The sequence below is a fragment of the Homoserinimonas sp. OAct 916 genome, from assembly GCF_003260275.1.
In the GTDB taxonomy this organism is placed as follows: domain Bacteria; phylum Actinomycetota; class Actinomycetes; order Actinomycetales; family Microbacteriaceae; genus OACT-916.
The window spans coordinates 81,208-106,270 of sequence record NZ_QJHB01000010.1; the positions used below are offsets into that span (position 1 = coordinate 81,208).

Here is a 25,063-nt window from a genome sequence, read left to right on the forward strand (position 1 = left end):
GCCGGGCGCGAAGTTCAAGGCCTTCACCTCTTGTGCGACGGCGATAAGTTTGGCACCCTTGTAATCAGAACCACAATCCACTCACCGCCCAGGCGAGTCGCAGGCACAGCCGCACCACTGGGTGGTGAGTTTCGTTAACGGCCCCCTCCCCGGCCCGATGCGTTCAGCAGGCTCAGCGCTGGTCTCGCGGCAATTGCACCAGGGCAGCAGAGGCTGCACTCGCGCGTTCCGCAGCCTGGCGGAGCGTCTGGCCGAGGGCGAGGCAGCCGGCAACCGTGCCCGCGAACTCATCGCCGGCGCCGGTCGTGTCCCGCGCCCGAACGGTTTCGGCGGGCACGTGCTCGACCACACCCCCTCGGGCGCACAGGTAGGCGCCGCGCCTGCCCGCGGTGACGATCACTGAAGGAGAGAGGGCGAGCAACAGTTCGGCCAACCGGTGCTCCGGATCACCATCGGCCACCTCGTCAGCACCCTCTGCCTGGCCGGTACCGGCCAGGATATCTCGGGCCTCGTCGGCGTTCACGATCAGGGGGTCAGCCCCCGACAGCACGTCAGCGCCGACCGGCCGCACCGGGCTGGCGTTGATCACGAAACGGCGACCGTTGGCCCGCGCCCAGTCCGCGGCGGCTTCTACCGCTTCGGAGCTGATCTCCTGCTGCGTGACGACGACGATCGGTTGCGCCTCCTCCAGCGCACGGGTCACCTGATCGGCAGTCAGGGTGGTGCTCGCTCCCGGGATCACGGCGATGGAGTTCTCGGCGTCGGGGGTGAGTGTGATGAAGGCCCTCCCGGACGGCAATTCGCTCCGGCGGATCCACCTCGTGTCGACGCCGTACGAACGCATGTTCTCAGCCAGCAGATCGCCTGCCGCATCCGTTCCCACCGCGCCGATGAACGCGGTAGATGTCAGCTTCGCGGCCGCGATCGCCTGGTTCTCGCCCTTGCCGCCGCCGTGCTCCGAGTAGCCGGTTCCCAGAACTGTCTGGCCGGGCTCCGGCGACGCATCGAGTTCGATCACGATGTCGAGATTTGCCGAGCCGACGACTGCGACGTGCACCGGGTCGGATGCCCCGGGAGCATCGGAAACCGGGGTTGATGGGGAAAGGGGTGAGTGCATCCGTCCAGTCTGGCGTACCCCGTGTGTCAATACAGCCCGTTCACAGTCCGACGGGATAAGAATGAGTAACAGTAACGCGACATTTCGTTCAAAGTACTTGGCTTTCAGGGTCGAAACTTTTGTTTGGGAAGTCGAACCAGACAAAAGAAGGCCTGTCCACAGTATGAGCAATGCCGCCGTTTCCAACGTCCAAATCATTCGAACCCGTCCTGGCGGTGGCCGCGAGAACCCGACCTCGGCCTATTCGGCCCTGTTGCAGACCATCAAGGGGCTCGGGCTGTTGCGTCGACGCACCGGTTTCTACTGGAGCCTGTTCGCCGTGCTCGTCATCGCCATGGCGGGCGCCTGGACCGGATTCGCCCTGCTCGGCAACTCCTGGTACCAGTTGATCATCGCCGCAGTGCTCGGCATCCTGTTCACACAGTTCGCGTTCCTGGCGCACGAAGCCTCCCACCGACAGGTCTTCAAGTCTGGAAAGGTCAACGACCATGCCGGGCGCCTGCTGGCCGACCTGATCGTCGGGATCAGCTACTCCTGGTGGATGAACAAGCATTCCCGCCACCACGTCAACCCGAACGTCGTCGGCAAAGACCCAGACATCGAGCAAGACACCATCTCCTTCCTGGAGGAGGATGCCGCCAAAACCCGGGGGCTGGTTCGCTGGATCAACAAGCGTCAGGGCTACTTGTTCTTTCCGCTGCTGATGCTCGAGGGCGCCAACCTGCACCTGCACGGCTTCAAGTCGGTTTTCGGCAAGCACAAGGTCGATGGGCGTGCGCTGGAGATCACGATGATGTCGGTTCGCATCATCGGCTACCTGGCCGTTGTCTTCTACTTCCTTCCACTGGGAATGGCATTCGCCTTCGTCGGGGTGCAACTGGCCGTCTTCGGCGTGTACATGGGTGCCTCCTTCGCTCCCAACCACAAAGGGATGCCCATTCTCCCCCATGACAGCAAGGTCGACTTCCTGCGCCGTCAGGTGCTCACCTCCCGCAACATTCGCGGTGGCTTCGCCGTAGACACCTTCATGGGCGGCCTGAACTATCAGATCGAGCACCACCTGTTCCCGAACATGCCGAGGCCCCACCTGAAGCGCGCGGGCGAAGTGGTGCGCGAATACTGCCAGACGCACAACATCCCCTACACCGAAACGGGAATCATCGAGTCGTACGGCATCGTGGTCGAATATTTGAACCGGGTGGGCCTCGCGGCGCGAGACCCATTCGAATGCCCGATGACGACACAGTTCAGGGTGCACTGACCGCAGCCATCAGCCGGCCCCACGTGATCCACCGCGGCCGACCGGCCCCCTCAGTGTCGTCGCCGGGCACCCCCGTGAAGCGCGCAGAACCTTTCGTTGCAAACTGCCAGAGAACTCACATAAAACTCATCATCTGAGGGCTTCTCCTGAGCGTAATGTCGTGCTCAGAGACTCGACTCGACTCCACCACCCGACGGTTGCTCGGGCCAGTCATGGAGGTGCAGAGTCATGAGAATTCCAGGAAAGATGGGCGGGCTGAAAAAAGTCGGCCTGATCGTGGGCGCGCTTGCGCTCGTGGTCTTGGCCGGTTGCTCAACCGGCGGATCCACGACCAACCCGTCCGGCAGCTCTGGAGGAAACGCCCCGGGAAAGGCCGCTAACACGGTGACCTTCGCCGATCCACCGAACACCGTGCCGAACTGGATCTGGCCGTTCTCGCCGATCGCGAACTTCAGCCTGACCAACTCGTCAGAACTGCAACTGCCCATGTACCGGCCGCTGTACTGGTTCGGCGACGAGCAGGGCTCCCCGGCGGTGAACGACCAACTCAGCATTGGCAACGCGCCGACTTTCAGCAACAACGGCAAGACGGTCACCGTGACTCTCAAGCCATATGTCTGGAACAACGGCGAGCAGGTCACCAGCCAGGATGTGGTCTTCTGGTTCAACATGGAGAAGGCCGAGAAGGCGAATTGGGCAGGATACGTTCCGGGCCAGTTCCCCGACAACGTCACGTCCATCACGACCCCGAACGCGACCACGGTGGTGTTCAACACCGACAAGGCCTACAGCGAGCAATGGTTCGAATACAACCAGCTGGCGCAGATCACCCCGATGCCAATGGCATGGGACATGACCAGTGCGACCCAGAAGGGCACCTGTGCAACCGATGAAGCTGCTTGTGCCGCTGTGTTCAAGTATCTGACCGCCCAGTCCAAAGACCTGCCGAGCTATGCAACCAGCCCCGTCTGGTCCGTTGTCGACGGACCGTGGCAGCTGAAGAGTTTCAGCTCGGACGGGCACGTGACGATGGTTCCCAACACGAAGTACTCCGGGCCGGTCAAGCCGAGCATCAAGGAGTTCATCGAGGTTCCGTTCACCACGGATGCGGCAGAGTTCAATGTGCTGCACGCCGCTAGCACGATCGATGTCGGCTACATTCCGACCCAGGACATCAGCCAGCCGAAGGCGCCGAACACCCCGGCCACCGAGCCAGGGCCGAACCCGTTGAGCGCGAACTACACGCTCGCACCGTGGTTCCTGTACGGCGTGAACTACTTCCCGATCAACTTCAACAACCCCACCGTTGGGCCGATCCTCAAGCAGTTGTACTTCCGGCAGGCCTTGCAATCGGTCTATGACCAGCAGTCGATCATCACGTCCACCGCAAAGGGTTACGGCGTGGAGACCACGGGCCCGATTCCACTGGTTCCGGAGAACAGTCCACTGATCTCGCAAACGGAGAAGAGCAACCCGTACCCGTTCAACATGGCTGCCGCGAAGAAGTATCTCACGGACAACGGCTGGAACGTGGTAGCGGGCGGCGAATCCACCTGCGCCAAGCCGGGAACGGCGACCGGTGAGTGCGGTGCGGGGATCGCAGCGGGTGCCAAGCTGGCCTTCGACCTGCCGTATGCCAACGGCAACCAGACGGTGGCCACGGCGATGCAATCGCTGAAATCCAACGCCTCGCAGATCGGTATCACCCTCAACCTCAAGCCGGAACCGTTCAACACGGTCATCGGCAACACGGTTCCCTGCTCCGGTGCGACCTGCACCTGGCAGATGGGCAACTGGGGCGGCGGCTGGGTGTACGCACCCGACTACTACCCGACCGGTGAACTGCTCTGGCAGACCGGGGCCGGGTCGAACTCGGGCAGTTACTCCAACCCCGAGGTCGACACACTGATCGGCGCGACGACCACCGAGAGTGGAACGGCCGTCATGCAAAAGTACGAGGATGCCCTGGCCAAGGACCTCCCCGTCATCTGGTCACCGAACTACACCTACTCGCTGACCGAGGTGGCCAACGGGCTGCAGGGGGTCACCCCGCAGAACCCGTTCGGTTCCCTCACTCCGGAGGCGTGGCACTACTGATCAATCAATAGAACAAACGAATAACTGAATAGCTGAATAGCTGAATGAAACAACAATCCCAATACAACAATTGAAAACAGTACAAGCCAGGCAGCGCAGGAGGTGACCACATGATCGGTTACATCCTGCGCCGCCTGCTCCAATCAGTCGCGGTGGTGATCGTGGTGACGATCATCGTCTTTCTGCTGCTTCAGGCGTTGCCTGGCGGTGCGGCGCACGCCATCCTGGGGCCACGCGCAACACCCGCCCAGATCGCCACGTTCAACGAGCAGAACGGACTCAACCAGCCGCTGATCCTGCAGTACTTCCACGACCTCGGCAATTGGGTCACCGGAAACTTCGGGTTCTCCTACAAGCTCAACCAGTCCGTTTCCTCGCTCTTGTGGGAGCGCTTGCCGAAGACCCTCATTCTCAGCGGGCTGGCTCTTCTGCTGACCGTGATCGTCGCCATCCCGATCGGCATCATTCAGGCGGTCCGGCGCAACCGCACCTTCGACTACATCGCAACCGCGCTGTCCTTCATCTTCTACGCCGCACCCACCTTCTTCATCGGCCTGGTTCTGATCGACTGGTTCTCCCAGAAGCTGCCCTGGTTCCCGCCGGAGGCCCCACAATCCGACGGGATCATTCCAATCTTTCAGGACTTCGACGCGATGGTCCTGCCGATCGTCACCCTGGCGCTGCTCAGCATCGCCGGATTCTCCCGCTACATGCGCTCGTCCGTGCTCGACAATGTCAACCAGGACTACGTGCGCACCGCACGCGCCAAGGGCGCCTCCGAGACGCGCATCCTGACCCGGCACGTGCTGCGCAACGCGTTGATCCCGATCATCACCCTGCTCGGCCTCTCCCTACCGGCGCTGTTCGCCGGCGCCCTGATCACCGAGTCCATCTTCAACTTTCCCGGCATGGGGCTGCTGTTCTGGAACGCCGCCCAACAGTCCGACTACCCGATCGAGCTGGGTGTTGTGATCATCACCGCATTCGCCACCGTGATCGGAAACCTGATCGCCGACGTATCGTTGGCGGCCATCGACCCCCGGGTGCAACTATGACCTTCAGCATTAATCCCGCCGAGAGCCCCGACGACAGCGACATGAACGTGTCGAATCCGCTCCATCCCGGTGAACCCGGGGAACTGGCGGAGGTGATCGCCCTCCCCACCGGGTTGCCGGTCGGCAAGCCGCGCAGCATGTTCCAGCTGGGCGTCGAGGTATTCGTGCAGAACCGGCTCGCAATCGTCGGAGTCGTCGTGCTCGTCCTCGCAATCGCCTTCTGCTTTCTCGGCCCGCTGGTCTACCCGACGGACCAGGTTAACGTGAACCTTGCGATCGTCGACCTGCCGCCCGGCCCCGGGCACCCCCTCGGAACCGACGCGGCAGGGTACGACCAGCTGGGGCGCATGATGGTCGGTGGCCAGACCTCCCTCGTCGTCGGATTCGCCGCCGCCGCGATCGCAACGGTCATCGGAACCCTGTGGGGCGCGATCGCCGGATTCTTCGGCGGCGTCATCGATGGCTTCATGATGCGCATCGTTGATGCGATCCTGTCGATCCCGATCCTGTTCCTACTGCTCTTCCTCGTCACCATCGTGCAGCCGAGCGTACCCGTGATGATCTTCGTGTTGGGGTTGACCGCCTGGCTGATTCCCGCCCGACTGGTGCGCGGCGAATCTCTCACCATTCGGGTGCGCGAATATGTGCAGGCGGTCACGGTGATGGGCGGATCCAGTTGGCGCTCAGTGCTTCGGCACATCATGCCGAACGTGATCGGCACCGTGATCGTGAACGCCACCTTCCAGGTCGCCGACGCGATCCTGCTGGTCGCCTATCTGGGCTACCTCGGGCTGGGCATCGCACCGCCGGCCACAGACTGGGGCGGCATGCTCAGCGACGGTACCCAGAACCTCTTCACCAATTACTGGTGGCTGATCTACCCGCCCGGGCTCGCGATCATCATCGTCGTGGTCGCGGTGAATCTGGTTGGCGACGGCCTGCGCGACTCAGTCGAAGTACGGCTGCAACGCCGCTGACGTTTGCATCGTCACCCAAGCGGTCTAGCATCCGATACTAAGGAGGGGAAAGGGTATGCCACTCTTGGAAATCCGCGGGCTCAGCACGGACATCCGCCTGAGCAGGTCGACGGTGCATGCCCTCGACGAGGTGTCGCTCACCGTCGAAGCGGGCGAGACGCTCGGTCTGGTGGGCGAGTCGGGCAGCGGCAAGACAATGACGGCGTTGTCGATCGAACGCTTGCTTCCCTCAGGCGGCGACATCGTGGGCGGTGAGATCTGGTTCGACGGCGTGGACCTGGCCGCTGCCTCCGAGCAGTCGATGCGATCCATCCGCGGCGGCGACATCGGCATGATCTTCCAAGACCCGATGACCAGCCTGAACCCGGTGCAGACCATCGGCGAACAAGTGGGCGAACCGTTGGTGCTGCACCGTGGAATGTCCGGCAGCGCAGTCCACACCGCCGTTCGAGATATGTTCGAACTGGTCGGCCTGCCGTCGACAGAACGCAGCCTGAACACCTACCCACACCAGATGTCAGGCGGCCAGCGCCAACGTGTGATGATCGCGATGGCGCTGATCTGCGAACCCAAACTGCTGATCGCCGATGAACCGACCACAGCACTCGATGTGACCGTGCAGAAGCAGATCCTCGAACTGATCGACCGGCTGCGGGTAGAACGCAACATGGCGATGATCCTGGTCACCCATGATCTCGGCGTGATCGCCGGACGCGCAGACCGGGTCTCTGTCATGTACGCGGGCAAGATCGCCGAGATGGCATCGACCACGACCTTGTTCGCCTGGCCCAGACACCGCTACACCGAGGCTCTGTTCGAAGCCCTTCCCGAGCGGGCCGCCGGCACCGGGATGGAGCTGTACTCGATTCCTGGTCTGCCGCCCGACCTGGTGTCTCCCCCGCCTGCCTGCCGCTTCGCACCCCGTTGCCGATTCGCCATCGATCGCTGTCGCACGATCGTGCCCGACATGGAGGCGGTACCAGACGACTCGTTGACCGAACCGGGCTCCGTGCAGGAGTTCGCCTGCTTCGTGCCCTGCACAGGACCGCTTCTCTCGGCCGATGAACTCGTCGCTCGGCACGAGCTCGACGCACGTCCGGTCGACGTGGCCGATCGCGCCTGGGTGGCACCCACCACCGAAGTGCCAGAAGACGGCGTCACGCTCCTGCGCACCGAGGACCTGGTCAAAGACTTCCCCGTCACGGCCGGTGCCATCACTCGGCGGCGGGTCGGAGCGATCAGCGCGGTGGCCGGGGTGAGCATCTCCATCGGGCGCGGGCAGACACTCGGGCTGGTTGGCGAATCGGGCTGCGGCAAGACGACTCTGGGTCGCCTGGTGGTGGGGTTGGAGAAGCCCAGCAGCGGTTCGGTCCTTTTTCGCGGGCGCCGGGTACAGATGTTACGCGGCGCCGAGGCTCGGGAGGGCCGGCGCAACATCCAGTTCATGTTCCAAGACTCCTACGCGTCGCTCGACCCCCGCATGCGCGTGCGAAGCGTGCTGCGTGAACCGCTGGAGATCCAGCACGTCGGCAACTCCCGCGACCGGAACAAGCGAGTCGACGAATTGCTCGACGCCGTCGGCCTGCCACGCAGCGCGGCCGAGAGGTACCCGCACGAGTTCTCTGGCGGACAGCGCCAACGCATCGGCCTGGCCCGCGCCCTTGCCCTCCAACCCGCCCTGATTGTCGCCGACGAGCCAGTCTCCGCCCTGGATGTCTCCATCCAGGCGCAGGTGCTCAACCTGATGAAGGAGCTGCAGCGAGACCGTGAGCTCGCCTACCTGTTCATCAGCCACGACCTCTCGGTGGTGCGCTACCTCAGCGACATGATCGCCGTCATGTATCTCGGCAAACTGGTGGAGATCGGCCCGGCCGCCGACGTCTACGCCCGTCCGCAGCACCACTACACCCGCGGCCTGATCGACACGATCCCGATCGCCGACCCTGCCGCCGAGCGCGCGAAAGCCAGACTCGGCGTGCGGGGGGAGCTTCCGAGCGCGATGAACCCGCCCAGCGGCTGCCGGTTTCGCACACGCTGCCCCGCGGCGCAGGAGATCTGCGCACGAATCGAGCCACCTCTGCAGGTCGGCGGAGGTGGCATTCGGCCCCATCCCCTGCCCACGTCGAGCGGACCTGCCAGCCACCTGGTTGCCTGCCACTTCCCGCTGAACACCGAGGCGGTGGTGCACAAGACCGGACGGAAAGGCTCCTGACCCGGCCCACGTCACAGCTTCGGTCGGTCGGAAGTGGGCCCGGAGCCGGATACTCTTGAAAGAATGAAATTCGCGCACGTCCTCAAACCAGCCACGCCCACGAGCGAACCCGGCGATTGGGGACCAATCCCCCACCTCGCGGTGATCAGGGATCTCGAGGCGTTGATACTGGAAGAGTTCATGGACGACGCCCCGCGCGACCTCCAGGATCTGATTGAACAAGGCCCCGAGGCCTTACGCCGTGTGAAGGCGATTGTCGATAACGCCACCGCGAACCGCGTGGCGGGTACGCCCATGTCAGAGCTCGGCAGCGCGTCTGCGGTGCTTCGACCACCGGTGATCCTCGCCATCGGCTTGAACTATGCCGCACATTCGGCGGAGCTCGCGCTGCGCGCCGACACCAAGCCGACCGTCTTCTCCCTCTGGCCCAATTCGCTCACCGGCCACGAGGCCGTCACCAGGTGGCCCGCAAAACTCAGCACCAGCATCGACTATGAGGCGGAACTCGGCGTGATCATCGGTCGCCCCGCATCGAATGTTTCGGTCGCCCGGGCGCTCGACCACGTCTTCGGCTACACCGTGGTGAATGACATCACCGCCCGCGACATCCAGTTCTCCGAGGCCCAATGGTCACGGTGCAAGTCGTTTGACGGGTTCACGCCAACAGGGCCGGTCGTCGTCACCGCCGACCAGATCCCCGACCCGCAAGACCTGTGGCTCACCACCAACCTGGACGGCAAGATCATGCAGGATGCCTCGACCGGGGACATGGTGCGCACGGTCGCCGAGGTGATCTCGTACCTGTCGCAATCCACAACGCTGATGCCCGGCACATTGATCTCAACCGGCAGCCCCGGCGGGGCCGGCTACTCGCGCGACCCCCAGGTGTTCCTCGGAGACCACTCAACCGTGACCGTGACCATCGACAGGATCGGCCAGCTGACCACCTACTGCCGGATGGTTTGACCGAAAACGCAGATGCTCCGGCACCGGCCGGGGCATCCTCACATTTTCGGTTGTTCCCTACTCGTCGGGGTGTTGGCTTTCACCGAGCGTCGCACCAACCGTGGGAACATCAGATTTCTCCAGGATCTTCGCGACCACTGGGTTGGCCATGGTCACAGTCTCAAGCCCGGAGAGCCTCGCCGGAGAGAGCAACTCTGTGACCTGCTCGCGTGTCATCAACTCGGCTTCCACCACCATGTCGGCCACGTTTCCGCCGGTCAGCAGCGCGGTCTTCGCGATCGCCGCCGAGGCGGAGTAGCCGATGTAGGGGGTGAGGGCGGTGACCACGCCCACGGAGGAGCCGACCATGGCATCCAGCCGTTTCACGTTCGCGGTGATGCCATCGATGCAGTTGACGCGCAGCGTCCAGCAGGCTCCCGTCATCCAGGTGATCGATTGCAGGATCGAATGCGCGATCACCGGTTCGAACGCATTCAGCTGCAACTGGCCCGCCTCGGCGGCCATCGTGACGGTCATGTCGGCGCCGGCCACGGCATAGGCGACCTGGCTGACCGCCTCCGGGATGACCGGGTTGACCTTGCCGGGCATGATGCTGGAACCGGCCTGCTTCGCGGGCAAATTGATCTCGCCGAGCCCCGCCTGCGGGCCGCTGGACAGCAACCGCAGGTCGTTGCAGATCTTGGAGAGTTTGATCGCGCTGCGCTTCATCGCACCGCTGAACGACATGAAACTGCCCACATCGCTGGTGGCCTCCACCAGGTCAGGTGCGGTCTCGAGGTCGAGGCCGGTGATTTCGCGCAGGTGGCGAACGACCGTGGATGCGTAACGTGGGTCGGCGGTGATACCGGTACCGATCGCCGTCGCCCCGAGGTTGATCTCACTCATCAGCCAGATCGTCTCCTTGAGCCGGCTGTGATCCTCGCCCAGGGTGGTCGCAAAACCGTGGAACTCCTGGCCGAGGGTCATCGGCACGGCATCCTGCATCTGGGTGCGCCCCACCTTGAGGATGTGGGCGAACTCCTCAGACTTGGCGAGGAACGACTTGCGCAAGAGATCGAGTTCATCGAGGAACCGCTTGAGTGAATAGATCACCGACAGTTTCAGCGCGGTCGGATACGCGTCGTTGGTGGACTGGCTGCGGTTGACGTCGTCGATCGGGTGGATGTACTGGTACTCGCCCTTGACGTGGCCGAGGATCTCGAGCGCCCGGTTGGCGATCACCTCGTTCGCGTTCATGTTGCTCGACGTTCCCGCTCCGCCCTGGATAACGCCGACCGCGAATTCTTCGTGCAGATTACCGTCGATGATCTCCTGGCACGCAGCCTGAATGGCGTCGGACTTATCCTGGGACAGGACTCCGATCTCCGCATTCGCCCGCGCTGCGGCCAGCTTCACCTGTGCCAGGGCGATGACCAGGTCGGGATAGACCGAGATGGGCCGTTTCGTGATGGGGAAGTTATCCATCGCTCGCTGGGTGTGTACTCCGTAATAGGCGTCCACCGGCACCTCAAGGGGGCCAAGGGAGTCGCTTTCGACTCGAACGGTGGGAGTTGATTCTTCGGACACGCTAGTAGACACGTATGGCTCCGTTGCCTGCTCGGGGGCGATAGCTCAATGCTCTGACGAGTACCGAGTCTATCGCACCGCGAGGCCGACCATTCGAGCGCTGGAGCACAGGGTGAGCGCACCCGGTCAGGCCGCCGGGCAACGAACCGAGTCTCGGGGCATCCGGTCAACTGAGGCGGCGGAGCACCCTGCGGATCAGCTTCTCCTTGCCCTCGGTGAACGGCGGATAGATCAGCTGCAGTGTGTCTGGAGTGAGTCGTTTGCTCAGCACCGCCTTGCGGTGGCTGAACGTGTCCAGCGACCATTCGCCGTGGTATGCGCCCATTCCCGATTCACCGACACCGCCGAAGGGCAGCCCGGCCACGCTGAGCTGGGCGGCCGGCACTCCGAACCCCACACCACCCGAACTGGTCTCGGTGAGGAAGCGTCGCCGCACCCGGGCCGAATCGCTGAATACGTACAGTGCCAGCGGTTTGTCACCGCATCGAATGAATCCGATGGCATCGTCGACGGAGTCAACGGTCACGACCGGCAGGATGGGCCCGAAGATCTCTTCGGCCATCACGGCCGAGTCTCGGGGCACGTCCATCAGGATCGTCGGCCCCAGGTACCGGGTCTTCGCATCGGCCTGGTCCCACCCGCCGAGCGCGATGCGCCCGTCGCCGAGCAGCCCGGTCAGACGTGTGAAGTGCTTGTCGTTGACGATCCGACCGTAGTCGGGGTTCGATGCCGGATCATCCCCGTAGAACTCGCGCACCGCCGCCACCAGGTGCGGTTCGAGCGCGGCGGCGACCTGTTTCGTGGCCAAGAGGTAGTCGGGGGCGACACAGGTCTGGCCGGCGTTCAAGAATTTTCCCCAGACGATACGCTTGGCCGCCGCCTTCAGGTCGACGCCTTCGTCGATGAAGGTGGGCGATTTCCCACCCAACTCCAGCGTGACCGGGGTGAGATTCTTCACCGCGGCGGCCATCACGATGCGCCCGACGGTGCCGTTGCCGGTGTAGAAGATGTGGTCGAATCGCTGATCGAGCAGCTGGGTCGTCTCGCAGACCGCTCCCTCGACGACAGCGACAGCACGGGGATCGAGATACTGCGGAACCAGACGGGCCAGCAGCGCGGATGTCGCCGGAGCCAGTTCGCTCGGTTTCGCAACCACTGCGTTTCCGGCCGCGAGCGCCCCGATGACCGGGCCCAGAAGGAGTTGCACCGGATAGTTCCACGGCGCGATCACCAACACGACACCCAATGGTTCACGCATCACCCGGGCACTGGCCGGCAGCAGGGCGGCGGGAGCCGGTACCCGATCCGGGCGCAGCCACCGCTTGAGGTTCTTCAGGGTGTGGTCGATCTCGGCGACGAGAAAGCCGATCTCGGTCACCTCCGACTCGACCGGCGATTTGCCCAGGTCGTCGAAAAGAGCGGTCTCCAACTCCGTTGCGCGGTCGAGAAGAAGGCGGCGAAGACCTTCGAGCTGGCGACGCCGCCACGCCACCGGCTTGGTCACACCCGCGTCGAACATCTCGCGCAGGCCTGTCACCCGGCCTGCAATCATCGATGAATCGTCATCGTTCGTCTTCGAACCCTGTGAATTCTCAATCGCCGTCATACCCCCATCATGCGCGAACTCCGGCTTCGGCGCACAATGTCTGCGCCCCAGGGCGGCCTGCGCGCCCTTCAGACCAGAATGTGGGTTATTCCTCCCTGCGTTGATGGCCGAACCATGGTGTGTCACACGCTGGTGCCCGTTTGATGTCAGACCAATCCAGATGCCCCCAGCAACAGACCGATTCCATAGGTTGCAGCGAGGGCCAGTGCTCCACCCACGACAACGCGAACGGCGGCGCGCCGCCGTGAACTGCCGCCGATCGCGGCGGCGAGCGTACCCGTGATCGCCAACGCCACAAGAACGACGACAAACGTGACGACAACCCGCCAGGGCTCAGGGGTCAGCAGGATCGCGAGCAACGGCAGGATCGCTCCGACGGTGAACGCAAGCGCAGATGCGAATGCGGCATGCCACGGGCTGACCAGGTCCGACTCGCTGATATTCAGCTCGGCGGACAGATGGGCGGCGAGCGCGTCGTGCTCGGTGAGTTCGACAGCCACCCGGTGCGCGGTCTCCGGGCTGAGGCCCTTCGACTGGTAGATGCCGGCCAGCTCCGCGAGTTCTGCTTCTGGCTCCTCCGCCAGTTCCCGGGTCTCCTTGGCGATCAGTGCTTTCTCGCTGTCGCTCTGGCTGCTGACGGAGACATACTCACCAAGGGCCATCGAGATTGCCCCGCCGACGAGCGCAGCCACTCCCGCGATGAGGATCACCTGTGGGGAGGTGGTGGCGCCGGCGACACCGACCACCGTGGCAGCGACCGACACGATGCCGTCGTTCGCACCGAGCACGCCCGCGCGCAGCCAGTTGAGTCGCTGCGCGAAACTGCCCTGATGTGGTTCGCCAGGATGCTGGTCAGGAACTGGAATCGCCGTCGCGTCTGTCGTCATACGACCACTTTAAGCGCTCGTCAGGCAACATTTCCAGCAAGGGGAGCCTCCCCTTGCCCTGCCCTCCCAGGTCACTGTGCGGCCCCCGAAATCACATACCCAGAAACCACGGGTTCGGCGCGGCGGCAAAACCCGACCCTCACCTCGCCGCTTTCCGGCAACCTGGCCCAGGGCTAGGCTCCGATCAGAACCTCGATCGGACCGCGCACGAAGTAGAGCAGAAAGCCGACGGCGACGATCCAGAGCAGTGGCGAGATCCCCTTGCCCCTTCCGGAAAGCGTGCGCACCACCACCCAGCTGATGAAGCCGACGCCGATCCCGTTGGCGATCGAGTAGGTCAGCGGCATCACGACAATGGTCAGGAACACGGGCAGGTTGATCGAGAAGTCGCTCCAGTCGATCTCACGGATCTGCGAGACCATCAGCACACCCACCACGACGAGCGCCGCCCCCGCGACCTCGAGCGGCACCACCTGGGTCAGCGGTGTGAAGAACATGGCGGCCAGGAAGAGTACCCCAGTGATCACGCTCGCAAAGCCGGTGCGCGCACCCTCGCCGACACCGGCCGCGGAGTCGATGAAGATGGTGTTCGATGACGAGGAGGTGGCGCCGCCGGCGACCGCACCGATTCCCTCGACGATCAGCGAGGATTTGAGTCGGGGGAAGTTGCCCCTGGCGTCCTGCAGCCCGGCCTCACGGGTCAGACCAGTAAGGGTGCCGACCGCGTCGAAGAAGTTGGTGAACACCAGGGTGAAGACCAGCATCACGGCGGCGAGGATGCCGATGCGTTCGAAGGCACCGAAGCTGAATGCACCGATCAGGCCCAAGTCGGGCAGCGATACGATCGCCTGCGGAAGTTCGGGGACGTTCAGGCTCCAACCGCCCGGGTTCTCGAACGAGCCGCCGAGTTTGAAGATCCACTCGGCGACGATGGCGATGACGGTGGTGCTGACAATTCCGATCAGCAGCGCACCCTTGACCTTGCGGGCCATCAAGATGCCCATGATCAACAGTCCGAGAATGAAAACGAGGGTGGGGATCGTGGTGATCGAGCCGGCGTCACCGAGTTGGACCGGCGGTGAATTGGCGCCGCTGGTGCGCACGAATCCCGCGTCGACCAGGCCGATGAACGCGATGAACATGCCGATTCCGACGGTGATGGCCGTCTTCAGCGGGGCTGGCACCGCCTGGAAGATCATTTCGCGCAGTTTCGTCGCCGACAGAACCACGATGATCAGGCCATTGATCACCACGAGGCCCATTGCCTCGGCCCAGGTGACCTGGCCAACCACGCTCACGGCGAGGAAGGAGTTGATGCCGAGACCTGCTGCAAGACCGAACGGCAGGTTCGCCACCAGGCCGAACAGGATCGTCATGACACCGGCGGTGAGCCCGGTCACTGCGGCGACCTGGGCGCCGTCGAGCGCTGCGCCGGTGACGTCAGGTTGACCGCCGAGGATCAGCGGGTTCAGGATGACGATGTAGGCCATGGTCATGAACGTGACCAAGCCACCGCGCACCTCGCGGCTGAGTGTGGAATTGCGCTTGGAGATCTCGAAGAACAGGTCAAGCCGGGTCTTCAGCCCAGAGCCCGCCGGGGCCATCCGACTGCGGAACGATGTCGATTCGACCTCCTCGCCGTGTGATGGTTCGGTCTGGTCGGTGGCCGGACGTTTCATGGTGTCCTTCGGTGGTGGAGGGTGGTCATCGAGTTCACAGCCTAGCGAAAACAGTGAGGTTCCCGGTACGGTTTGACCCGTTGTATTCTTGCCCGACGGGCCACTGCCGGGCCAATCTGTCAACCGCACCGTGCAATCCGATGCAACGCTGGGTGAGAGGGGTGAGGATCTGATGGAGCACGACATCCACCTGGCTGGCTTCGGGGTCAGGCTCGAACCGCTGACGGTCGATCACGCTGCTGCGCTCAATGCGCTGGTTGATGACGATCTCTGGGCGGGAATGACCTCCCCCAGACCCCGCACCGCGGCTGAGCACGCCCGTGCAATCATCGCCCAGATCGCCGCCCCCGGTGGCGTCTCGTTCGCGGTCATCGGCGACGATGATTCGGTGCGCGGCTCCACCAGTTTCTACGACCTGGTGCCTGCCCAGCAGCGTGTGGAGGTGGGCAGCACGTTCTACGGGAGGCACTGGTGGGGTGGCCGAACGAATCCAGCGGTGAAGTGGTTGATGTTCTCGCATGCGTTCGATGCTCTCGACGTGTACCGGGTGGGGTTGCGCTGCGACAGCCGGAACACGCGCAGCGTGGGCGCGATGATCCGTCTCGGCGCGATCCCAGAGGGCGTGTTGCGCGGGCATCGGGTGGCAGCCGACGGCAGCCGCGGTGATTCTGCGTACTTCTCGGTTCTGCTGCCGGAATGGCCGACGGTGCGCGCTGCTCTTGAGGGGCGCCTCGAGCAGCGCCTCGAGCAGCGCCTCGACGGGCTGTGAGCTGCCGTCCGCCCGGTGACAAATCTGACCTATTCGAGTAACATGTGTATTTCGCGAGGCGTTCGCGACTTCACTGCCGGAGATCCTCCGCAGGTCGCTATCGTCAAGGAGAATCTTCCTATGTCCGCACCCTTCACCGTTTCGGATGCCGTTGCCCAGGCTCTGGCCGAGAACCGCCCCGTCGTCGCCCTGGAGTCGACCATCATCTCGCACGGGCTCCCCCGACCGCGCAACCTCGAGGCGGCGAAGGAGTTCGAACAGATCCTCACCGATATGGGAGTCACCCCGGCGACGATCGCCGTGCTCGATGGAGTTCCGCAGATCGGACTCGACGACGAGGGTGTTCGCCGTATCGCAGAAGAGGAAATGGCCAAGGCCAGTGTGCGCGACCTCCCGATCCTGATGGCTCGGGCCGGAAACGGCGCCACGACCGTGGCTTCAACGGCCTACCTCGCCGCCAAGGCGGGTATCCGCGTGTTCTCGACCGGAGGGCTCGGCGGGGTGCACCGCGGCGCCAGTGAAACCTTCGACGAGTCTGCCGACCTCTCCTCGCTCGCCGTCTCACCGATCACCGTCGTCTCCGCCGGTGTGAAGTCGGTGCTCGACATCGCCGCCACCCTGGAGCGTCTGGAGACACTCAGTGTGCCCGTGATCGGCTACCGCACCTCGACGTTCCCGAGCTTCTGGCTGCGGGAGTCCGAGTTCCCGCTCGACTGGCGAGTCGAGTCGGCCGAGGAGATCGCGCGCGTGATGCGCAGCCAGGATGCGATCGGCCACGGCCAGGGCATCGCGGTTGCGAATCCGTTGCCCGTCGACCAGCAGTGGGAGCCGGCCGAGCACGACCGGATCGTCGCGGAGGCGCTGGCTGCGGCCGATGCGCAGGGCATTCACGGAAAGGCCGTCACCCCGTTCCTGCTGGGCTACATTGTCGATGCGTCGGGCGGCACCAGCCTCGAGGTGAACCTCGACATCGCGCGCAACAACGTGCGGCTGGGTGGCGAGATCGCGATCGCGTGGTCTGCACTGACCAATGCGTGAACACTCCGACCCGAGAACCGCCGGGGCTGATGCCGGCCGGGTACTCGTGTTCGGCGATGTGATCGACGACATCATCGTCATTCCCCGTGCACCGATCCGACCCGACACCGACACATTCGCGCAGATCGACCGGCGGGCGGGCGGATCGGCCTCGAACGTCGCCAGCTGGCTCGGTGCGCTTGGCGTTGAGGTCGATTTTCTCGGCCATGTCGGCGCAGCGGACGTCACCAGGCACGTCGCCGAGTTCGCGGCGCACGGGGTGCGGGCCCACCTGGTCGGCCATGACGACCTGCCCACGGGCACGATCGTCGTCATCGTTGACCCCGCGCTGCACAGCCGCACCATGCTCACCGAGAAGGGTGCCAACGTTGTGGCCGGGCCCGCAGATGTCACCGTCAGCGCGCTGGAAGGAATCAGCCACGTGCACTTCACCGGTTACACGATCTTCAGCGGGGCCCCGCCCGCAGACTTCCAGGCGATGATCGCCCGGGTGCACGCTGCGGGTGCGACGGTCTCGGTGGATCCCTCGTCGGTCGGCTTTCTCGCCGACGGCGGCGTGGAGATGTTTCAGAGTGCCGTGCACGGTTGCGACGTGTTGCTGCCCAACCTCGATGAAGGGATGGTGCTCACCGCGTTGACCGACCCGGCCGCGATCGTCGAGGCGCTCACCGCGCGGTTCCCGGTGGTGGCGATGTCGCTCGGCGCCGACGGTGCGATCGTGCAAGAGACCGGGGGTGCCCCGTTCCGGGTTCCGACGCTCGCAGACACCCCCATCGACACCACCGGCGCGGGCGACGCGTTCGCGGCCGGCTTCCTCGCATCCTGGCTGGTCGACGGCGACGTGCGCGCTGCCGCCGAATCAGGGTCGCGGGCCTCTGCCCGCGCGGTATCCGCCACCGGTGCCCGCCCGGTTCACTGACCCTGCGGGTCGTCTGCGTTCAACGGTGCAGCGCCGGAACGATGAGATAGATGCCGTAGAGCACAGCGATTCCGCACAGGGTGAAGCAGGCGTTCGCCAATATCGTTGCCCACAATGGTCGACCGTTCATCTCCACGTCATCGGTCTCCTCATCGCGGGCGGCCCCGGCCTCGGCCACGGTGCCGACGGCCGGTACCGACAACAGTTTGATTCCCAGGGAATAGAGGATGATGACGAGAACGGTCGCGACAAAAGTGGCAACGGCTACGGCACCGAAGGCGAGCCAGTCGATCATGTCTTCACCCGCGCGCCATTCTTGCGGCGCACCTTCTTCTGTTTGATGACCCCGCCCGCAGCATCCACGTCACTGATCGCGTTGCGGCTGTCGACAGGGTTGCGCCTGGCCCAGAGGAAGATGCCCACGATGAACCCGGTCGCGACGACCGCGTCAATGATGATTCCGATCGGCCCGAGGTGGGCCACCAGGGCGGCGATGGCCCCGACGGCACCCGACGCCGGCAGAGTGAACAGCCAACCGAGCCCGACCTTGCCCGCGGTGCGCCAGTGCACCGACGATCCCTTGCGCCCGAGCCCCGAGCCGATGACGGAACCGGAGGCGACCTGAGTGGTGGACAAGGCAAAACCCAAGTGGCTGGAGGCGAGGATCGCGGCCGCGGTGCTGGTCTCTGCGGCGAAGCCCTGTGCTGGCTTGACGGCGGTCAGACCGGAGCCCATGGTTCGGATGATCCGCCAGCCTCCGGTGTAGGTACCGACGGCGATCGCGAGCGCACAGGCCAGAATCACCCAGAACTCCGGACCCGTGCCGGCGGCCTGGAAACCTCCAGCGATCAAGGTGAGGGTGATGACCCCCATGGTCTTCTGGGCATCGTTGGTGCCATGCGCGAGGGCAACCAGGGACGAGGAGAACACCTGGCCGCGCCGGAAGCCGCCCCGGCCGTCGGGCCGCCCGTCGTACCGGCGGGTCAGTTTGTAAGCCACCTTGGTGGCGGTGAAGGCGACGAGACCGGCGATGAGTGGCGCGATGATGGCCGGCAGAATCACCTTCGACAGGAGCACGCTGTAATCGATGGCCATGAATCCGAAGCCGACGATCGCCGCACCGATCAGACCCCCGAAGAGCGCGTGTGACGAGCTGGACGGCAGACCGTACAGCCAGGTGACCATGTTCCAGATCACGGCACCCGTCAGGCCGGCGAAAATGATCTCCGGCGAGATCTGGATGCCGTCGGTGCCCTCCTTGATCAGTCCGGCAGAAATGGTGCGCGCAACCTCGGTGCTGAGAAAGGCCCCGACCAGGTTCAACACCGCCGCGAGCGCAACCGCCGTCTTCGGCCTCAATGCGCCCGTGGCGATGGGGGTCGCCATCGCGTTGGCGGTGTCGTGGAAGCCGTTCGTGAAGTCGAAGAACAGCGCTAGCACGATAACTAGCACGACGATGAGGGTGAGATCCACCGGCGTCTTTCTCTAGGAGGAAACGTGCTCGAGAGGGCAGGGAGTCGACCCGGCAATGATCGGGTTTGAGATCAACCCCGAGGGGCTGTTCATAGTGCATCTTGATACTTTCACCCGAGCGCGTCAAGGTCAACTCTGGGCAGCGGCTGGACGCGTCATCGTCAGGCGGCGGAGAACTCGAACGCCCGCGGCTGGAGGGGCCAGCAGATTTTCGAAGAATCGTGGCTGCATCGCTGGGCCCAGATGGGTGCGCTCACTCCCAATTGCGCGAGCCGGTTCGCCTCGCTCAGGGGACACACTCAGCCAGTCGTTCGGATCATGTTCCGGCTCGTGGTCGGACCAGACTGGGTCGGGTCAGTTGGCCCACCCCATAGGCTTGCGTTGCAGCCGTGACTTTCACAACGATCCAGAGGATCAGCGACATGGTCCTGTCCCGCCAATCGTTGGGTGCTCACGCGTGAGGGAGCGCCCCAGACAGAAAGAGCAGAATCATGAAATTCGCCCGATTGGGTCCGATTGGCCGCGAGACCCCTGTGGTCATAGAAGACGATGGTGTCTACGACCTGAGCACACTGACCAGAGACATCGACGGCGATTTTCTTGCGTCGGGCGGGCTCGATAAGGCTCGCGACCTGCTGGCTGATCGCTCACTGCCGCAACTTGCAGATGCCGAGTCGCTGCGTATAGGAGCACCGATCGCGCGGCCCTCCGCAGTCGTCTGCATCGGTATGAACTACGCGGCGCATGCTGCAGAATCCGGGTCTGCTCCGCCTGAGACCCCGATCATCTTCCTGAAAACGCCGAACACTGTCGTCGGGCCCAATGACACGGTCGCGATCCCACGCACCAGCTCGAAGACCGACTGGGAGGTGGAGCTCGGCATTGTGGTCAAAAAGCGAGCGAGCTACCTCGCCTCCCCCGCCGATGCGTCGGACTACATCGCCGGCTACGTCACGGCCAACGATCTTTCCGAACGCGACTTCCAGATGGCGGTCTCCGGTGGGCAGTGGTCGAAGGGCAAATGTGCCCCGGGGTTCAACCCCACTGGTCCCTGGCTGGTCACCCCGGACGAGGTGGAGCACGGCGCGCTCCGGCTGCGCAGTTGGGTGAACGGCGAGATCAGGCAGGATTCATCGACGGCCGACATGATCTTCGATGTGCCCTTCATCCTTCATCACCTCAGCCAGTACATGGCGCTGGAACCCGGTGACCTGATTCTCACCGGCACCCCGCAGGGTGTGGCCCTGTCTGGCAGGTTCCCGTACCTCGGTGCCGGCGACGTGGTCGAGATCGAGATCGAGGGTCTCGGACGCCAGCGTCAGACATTCATCGACGCATAGCAACCCTCTTCCTATTCCCCTCGAGACAAGGCAATCACTATGGTGCAGGAATTCGACTCACTCGTGGCGATCGTCACGGGCGGCGCATCCGGAATCGGCGCATCGACTGCGCGCGCGTTGGCCGCGGGAGGCGCGCGCGTCGCGGTCTTCGACCTGAACCCCGACGCCGGCTCCGGCATGCTCGGCGTGCGCTGTGATGTGGCGGATGACGCCTCGGTGCGTGCGGCAGTCGACCGGGTTGTCGAGGAGTTCGGCCGGATCGACATTGTGGTGAACAACGCCGGGATCGGCGCGCAGGGCTCGGTCGAGGACAACGATGACGACGAGTGGACGCGGGTACTCGACGTCAACGTGCTCGGCATGATGCGTGTGAGTCGGGCCGCCCTCCCCCACCTCCGTGAATCTCCGGCGGCCGCAATCGTCAATACGAGTTCGGTGGCGGCCACGGCAGGCTTGCAGCAGCGGGCGCTGTACAGTGCGTCGAAAGGCGCGGTGCTGTCACTCACGCGGGCGATGGCTGCCGACCATCTGCGGGAGGGCATCCGGGTGAATTGTGTGAGCCCGGGCACCGCTGACACCCCGTGGATCGGGCGACTGCTGGAGAAGGCGGACAACCCTGTTGCTGAGCGCGCCGCCCTCAACGCGCGCCAGCCGCACGGCCGTCTGGTGAGCCCGGACGAGATTGCCGACGCGGTGGCGTACCTCGCCAGTCCGCGGTCGGGTTCGACCACCGGGGTGTCACTCGCCGTCGACGGAGGAATGCAGAATCTGCGCCTGCGCCCCGCGGAGTAGGGCGCGGCTCGAATCTGACGAACGGCAACAGCCCTGTAACTGAGATTGTGGCCGCAATGCCGCTACTGGGAACACGCGCGCGAAAGCGTATTGTGAGTGGATCAGGCATTACTTCCTCACCCAGGATGTTCCTGCCGCAAAGGATGCCCATGGCTAGCGGAATCATTGCTCCGGAATCGGCACCTCCCCCCATCCCCTCGCGGGTGGGGCTCTTGACCCGCAGTCGCGTCTGGTTGCTGCACGGGCTGGTCGACTCGGCGGGCAGCCACGTCGGGCCGCACGGCCATTCGCGCGGTGAGAAGACCCACCCGTGGTGGCAGGTGATGTGCCTGACCGGTGTGGACTATTTCTCCACGCTTGGTTACCAGCCGGCCATTGCAGCGCTCGCCGCGGGCCTGCTCTCCCCGATGGCCACAATTGTGTTGGTGCTGTTGACCCTGTTCGGCGCGCTGCCGGTGTACCGCCGAGTGGCCAGGGAGAGCTACCGCGGATCCGGGTCGATCGCGATGCTGGAACGCCTGTTGCCGTGGTGGGCGGGAAAGATCTTCGTTCTGGTACTGCTCGGATTCGCCGCCACAGATTTTATGATCACGATCACACTGTCGGCCGCGGATGCCACGGCCCACGTCATCGAGAACCCATTCACCCCGGCATGGTTCCAGGGAGGCAACGTTCCCATCACGCTGGTGTTCATCGGCCTGCTCGGCTTCGTGTTTCTGAGCGGCTTTCGGGAGGCCATCCGGATCGCGGTCGGCCTGGTCAGCGTATTTCTCGCCTTCAACCTGGTGGTGATCGCGGTCGCGTTCGGCCAGGTCTTCAGCCACCCGACGACGGTCACCGACTGGTGGGCCGCGCTCAACGCCCAGCACGGCGACCCGTGGCTGATGATCGCGATCGCCCTGTTGGTCTTCCCGAAACTCGCCCTGGGGCTGAGCGGGTTCGAGACCGGCGTTGCTGTGATGCCACAGATCACCGGGGACCCAGGAGACGTGATCGACACCGCTGATCGGCTGGCGCCGCCACCCGCCGGACGCATCCGCGGCACGAAGCACCTGCTCACCACGGCAGCTGTGATCATGAGCGGGTTCCTGATCTCCTCGAGCATCGTGACCACCCTGCTGATTCCGCAGGCCGAGTTCCAACCGGGTGGCGCGGCCAACGGCCGGGCGCTGGCCTACCTGGCCCACGAATATCTGGGCAACGGATTCGGCTCACTGTACGACTTGAGCACCATCGCCATTCTCTGGTTCGCCGGAGCCTCGGCCATGGCCGGCCTGCTGAACCTGGTGCCCCGCTACCTGCCCCGATACGGCATGGCGCCGAAATGGGCCCGTTCGGTACGCCCCCTCGTGCTCGTTTTCACAGCCATCGCAGTGGTCATCACACTGGTGTTCCAGGCTGATGTCGACGCGCAGGGCGGCGCCTATGCGACCGGCGTGCTGGTGCTCATCACCACTGCCGCCATCGCAGTCACCCTCTCTGCCCGGCGGGCGGGCCAGCAGGTACGGGCCATCGGCTTCGCCCTGATCACCCTGGTGCTGCTGTACACCACGGTGGCCAACATTTTCGAACGCCCCGACGGCCTGCGCATCGGCGCCCTGTTCATTCTGGGCATCATGGTGGTCTCGCTGATCTCCCGGGTGGGGCGTTCGTTCGAGTTGCGCGCGACATCGATCACCCTCGATGACGCCGCATTGGGTTTCGTCCTCGACGACGCGGAATCCCAGGGCGTGATCAGGATCATCGCGAAGGAACCCGGCGGAGACTCGGCCGGGGTGTACCGGCTCAAGAGTCGGGAGGAGAAACGCGACAGCAATATTCCGCGTGGCTCTCCGATCATCTTCGTCGAGGTGAACACCGGCAACTCCTCTGACTTTGAAGAAGATCTGGCAGTCCACGGCGAGATGTGCTTCGGCTACCGAGTACTGCGCGTGGTCAGCGGCAACATTCCCAACACAATCGCCTCGATCCTGTTGGAGATTCGGGATGCAACAGGCGTCGTGCCGGAGATCTATTTCGAGTGGACCGAGGGCAACCCGGTCTCGAACATGTTCAAATTCCTGTTCACCGGCGGCGGTGAAGTGGCCCCGGTGACCCGAGAGGTGCTGCGCGAGGCCGAGCACAACCCGGCCCTGAGGCCCACAGTGCACGTCAGCTGACAGCGCACGTCAGCTGATCGACGGATTGCTCAGGCGGGCAACAGTGCCGGCGACACTGCCGGCAGGGCCGTCGGCAACTGAGTCACCCTCCCCACGAAGCCCCGCACGCGGCGATAGACCTCCTGCGACTCCGGGTGTCGAAAGTTCTGCTGCCACGTATGGCCGGCGCGCTTGTGGCTGCGGTCATAGACGAGCGTCTCGACCGGTATCGACGCTGCCCGAAGCCGTTGCAGAAAGTTGAGATTCGCACCGTAGAAGAAGTCACGTTCGCTGGTGGTGACGAAGTGCGGGGGAAAACCGGGCGACAGCCATTCGATCGGGGAGAGCAGTCGGGCGGCACGCAACAGGTCGCCGCGCCACAGGTGCTTCGGCAATTGAACCTTGAGGAAGCCGAGGCCGAGGAACGAGCCCGGGGTGAACAGCACCGAGAGGTCGACCGCACCGCAGTGTTGAATGATGCCACGCAGGTGGTCGGGCTGAACCGGTTGCTCCAGTTCGAAGCGATCGGCGAGATCCTGCCGATGGATGGCCGCCCCCAGCAGGGACGAGATCTGCCCACCGGCTGAATCGCCGCCGAGGACGATCCGGGTCGGATCACCGCCGAATGAGGCGATGTTCTCCCGCACCCAGTCCAATGCGGCCATGCCGTCCTGCAGCATGTGCTTCATGTGGTGCGACGGGGCCTTGCGGTAGTTCGCGTTGACCACGACCATGCCACCGATCGCCTGATTGGCACAGTATTTGAGCGTCGCGCTCTTGTCACCGCAGGTCCAGCCCCCGCCGTGAAGGTACACATACACCGGCAAGAGGCCTACCTGCTCCCGATCCGCGACCGCGGGTTCGGTCTGGCGCTCGTTGTGCGCGCCCAGGCCGTCCGGTCTCATGGTATTCTCGTCCACGCTGTCGACCTGGTGGGGGACGATCACGTCGAGCCTCTGGTCGCGGTGGCCGTGTCCCACAAAATCGATATCGAGGTGGTAGTCCACCTCTCGAACCGGTTCTGCGTTGAACCGGCGCTTCTCCCTCGGCCCGACGTGCGTCATCAACGCCCGCCAGGTCCAAACCGGAACATTCTTGAGAAGTTGGGGCCGAGGTGCGCTCCGCTGGAGAGTCAGTTCTGTCGTATACGTACCGGGTACCGTTGCCAATC

Annotated in this window: 20 protein-coding genes; 12 read left to right on the forward strand and 8 right to left on the reverse strand. The window is 64.2% G+C overall.

Annotated elements, in window-relative coordinates:
* Positions 1-172 precede the first annotated feature (172 nt).
* Positions 173-1,117, reverse strand: coding sequence for a ribokinase (locus DL891_RS12770; protein WP_157962496.1), 945 nt, complete (start codon positions 1,115-1,117; stop codon positions 173-175).
* A 163-nt stretch (positions 1,118-1,280) separates the two neighbouring features.
* Between DL891_RS12770 and DL891_RS12775 the strand changes: the two genes are divergently transcribed.
* From DL891_RS12775 to DL891_RS12800, 6 genes are all read left to right on the forward strand, one after another.
* Positions 1,281-2,378 carry an acyl-CoA desaturase gene (locus tag DL891_RS12775; RefSeq protein WP_111720919.1) on the forward strand — a complete coding sequence of 366 codons (1,098 nt, stop codon included), beginning with the start codon at positions 1,281-1,283 and terminating at the stop codon, positions 2,376-2,378.
* 228 nt (positions 2,379-2,606) lie between these two features.
* Positions 2,607-4,475 (forward strand): ABC transporter substrate-binding protein, encoded by a 1,869-nt coding sequence (locus DL891_RS12780; RefSeq protein WP_198668887.1) that lies wholly within the window; start codon positions 2,607-2,609, stop codon positions 4,473-4,475.
* Between the two features lie 110 nt (positions 4,476-4,585).
* Positions 4,586-5,530, forward strand: a complete 945-nt coding sequence (locus DL891_RS12785; RefSeq protein WP_111720826.1) for an ABC transporter permease — start codon at positions 4,586-4,588, stop codon at positions 5,528-5,530.
* Positions 5,527-6,507 (forward strand): ABC transporter permease, encoded by a 981-nt coding sequence (locus DL891_RS12790; RefSeq protein ID WP_232819160.1) that lies wholly within the window; start codon positions 5,527-5,529, stop codon positions 6,505-6,507. Before DL891_RS12785 ends, DL891_RS12790 begins: the two co-directional genes overlap by 4 nt.
* A gap of 55 nt (positions 6,508-6,562) precedes the next feature.
* The gene (locus DL891_RS12795) at positions 6,563-8,719 is read left to right on the forward strand and encodes an ABC transporter ATP-binding protein (RefSeq protein WP_111720827.1); all 2,157 of its coding nucleotides are present in this window, start codon (positions 6,563-6,565) and stop codon (positions 8,717-8,719) included.
* 63 nt (positions 8,720-8,782) lie between these two features.
* Positions 8,783-9,685 carry a fumarylacetoacetate hydrolase family protein gene (locus tag DL891_RS12800; protein ID WP_111720828.1) on the forward strand — a complete coding sequence of 301 codons (903 nt, stop codon included), beginning with the start codon at positions 8,783-8,785 and terminating at the stop codon, positions 9,683-9,685.
* Positions 9,686-9,742: 57 nt separating this feature from the next.
* On the opposite strand, the gene DL891_RS12805 is transcribed toward DL891_RS12800, so the two are convergent.
* The 4 genes from DL891_RS12805 to DL891_RS12820 form a co-directional block, all read right to left on the reverse strand.
* Complete coding sequence (locus DL891_RS12805; protein ID WP_232819161.1) at positions 9,743-11,263, reverse strand: aspartate ammonia-lyase; 1,521 nt, start codon at positions 11,261-11,263, stop codon at positions 9,743-9,745.
* A gap of 154 nt (positions 11,264-11,417) precedes the next feature.
* Positions 11,418-12,803 carry an aldehyde dehydrogenase family protein gene (locus DL891_RS12810; RefSeq protein ID WP_111720921.1) on the reverse strand — a complete coding sequence of 462 codons (1,386 nt, stop codon included), beginning with the start codon at positions 12,801-12,803 and terminating at the stop codon, positions 11,418-11,420.
* Between the two features lie 200 nt (positions 12,804-13,003).
* Entirely contained in the window at positions 13,004-13,744 is a 741-nt protein-coding gene (locus tag DL891_RS12815; protein ID WP_111720830.1) for a VIT family protein, read from the reverse strand.
* A 173-nt stretch (positions 13,745-13,917) separates the two neighbouring features.
* A complete protein-coding gene (locus tag DL891_RS12820; RefSeq protein ID WP_198668901.1) occupies positions 13,918-15,348 on the reverse strand; it encodes an NCS2 family permease in 1,431 nt (476 codons plus the stop codon).
* 247 nt (positions 15,349-15,595) lie between these two features.
* Here DL891_RS12820 and DL891_RS12825 point away from each other — a divergent pair, with 247 nt between their 5' ends.
* The 3 genes from DL891_RS12825 to DL891_RS12835 all read left to right on the forward strand — a co-directional run bounded on the left by DL891_RS12825 (position 15,596) and on the right by DL891_RS12835 (position 18,149).
* Positions 15,596-16,192, forward strand: coding sequence for a GNAT family N-acetyltransferase (locus tag DL891_RS12825; protein WP_111720831.1), 597 nt, complete (start codon positions 15,596-15,598; stop codon positions 16,190-16,192).
* Between the two features lie 120 nt (positions 16,193-16,312).
* A complete protein-coding gene (locus DL891_RS12830; protein WP_111720832.1) occupies positions 16,313-17,230 on the forward strand; it encodes a pseudouridine-5'-phosphate glycosidase in 918 nt (305 codons plus the stop codon).
* Entirely contained in the window at positions 17,223-18,149 is a 927-nt protein-coding gene (locus tag DL891_RS12835; RefSeq protein ID WP_111720833.1) for a carbohydrate kinase family protein, read from the forward strand. Before DL891_RS12830 ends, DL891_RS12835 begins: the two co-directional genes overlap by 8 nt.
* A 19-nt stretch (positions 18,150-18,168) precedes the next feature.
* Here the strand turns inward: DL891_RS12835 and DL891_RS12840 are convergent, their stop codons facing one another.
* A complete protein-coding gene (locus DL891_RS12840) occupies positions 18,169-18,444 on the reverse strand; it encodes a hypothetical protein (RefSeq protein WP_111720834.1) in 276 nt (91 codons plus the stop codon).
* Positions 18,441-19,622 carry an inorganic phosphate transporter gene (locus DL891_RS12845; protein ID WP_111720835.1) on the reverse strand — a complete coding sequence of 394 codons (1,182 nt, stop codon included), beginning with the start codon at positions 19,620-19,622 and terminating at the stop codon, positions 18,441-18,443. Before DL891_RS12845 ends, DL891_RS12840 begins: the two co-directional genes overlap by 4 nt.
* A gap of 491 nt (positions 19,623-20,113) precedes the next feature.
* Here DL891_RS12845 and DL891_RS12850 point away from each other — a divergent pair, with 491 nt between their 5' ends.
* The 3 genes from DL891_RS12850 to DL891_RS12860 all read left to right on the forward strand — a co-directional run bounded on the left by DL891_RS12850 (position 20,114) and on the right by DL891_RS12860 (position 23,913).
* Positions 20,114-20,962 (forward strand): fumarylacetoacetate hydrolase family protein, encoded by an 849-nt coding sequence (locus DL891_RS12850; RefSeq protein ID WP_111720836.1) that lies wholly within the window; start codon positions 20,114-20,116, stop codon positions 20,960-20,962.
* Between the two features lie 39 nt (positions 20,963-21,001).
* Complete coding sequence (locus DL891_RS12855; protein ID WP_198668888.1) at positions 21,002-21,754, forward strand: SDR family NAD(P)-dependent oxidoreductase; 753 nt, start codon at positions 21,002-21,004, stop codon at positions 21,752-21,754.
* 149 nt (positions 21,755-21,903) lie between these two features.
* Positions 21,904-23,913 (forward strand): amino acid transporter, encoded by a 2,010-nt coding sequence (locus DL891_RS12860; RefSeq protein WP_232819162.1) that lies wholly within the window; start codon positions 21,904-21,906, stop codon positions 23,911-23,913.
* A 29-nt stretch (positions 23,914-23,942) separates the two neighbouring features.
* Here DL891_RS12860 and DL891_RS12865 read toward each other — a convergent pair whose 3' ends face one another.
* Positions 23,943-24,956: an alpha/beta hydrolase gene (locus tag DL891_RS12865; RefSeq protein ID WP_111720837.1), complete on the reverse strand. Its 1,014-nt coding sequence runs from the start codon at positions 24,954-24,956 to the stop codon at positions 23,943-23,945.
* Positions 24,957-25,063: the final 107 nt, after the last annotated feature.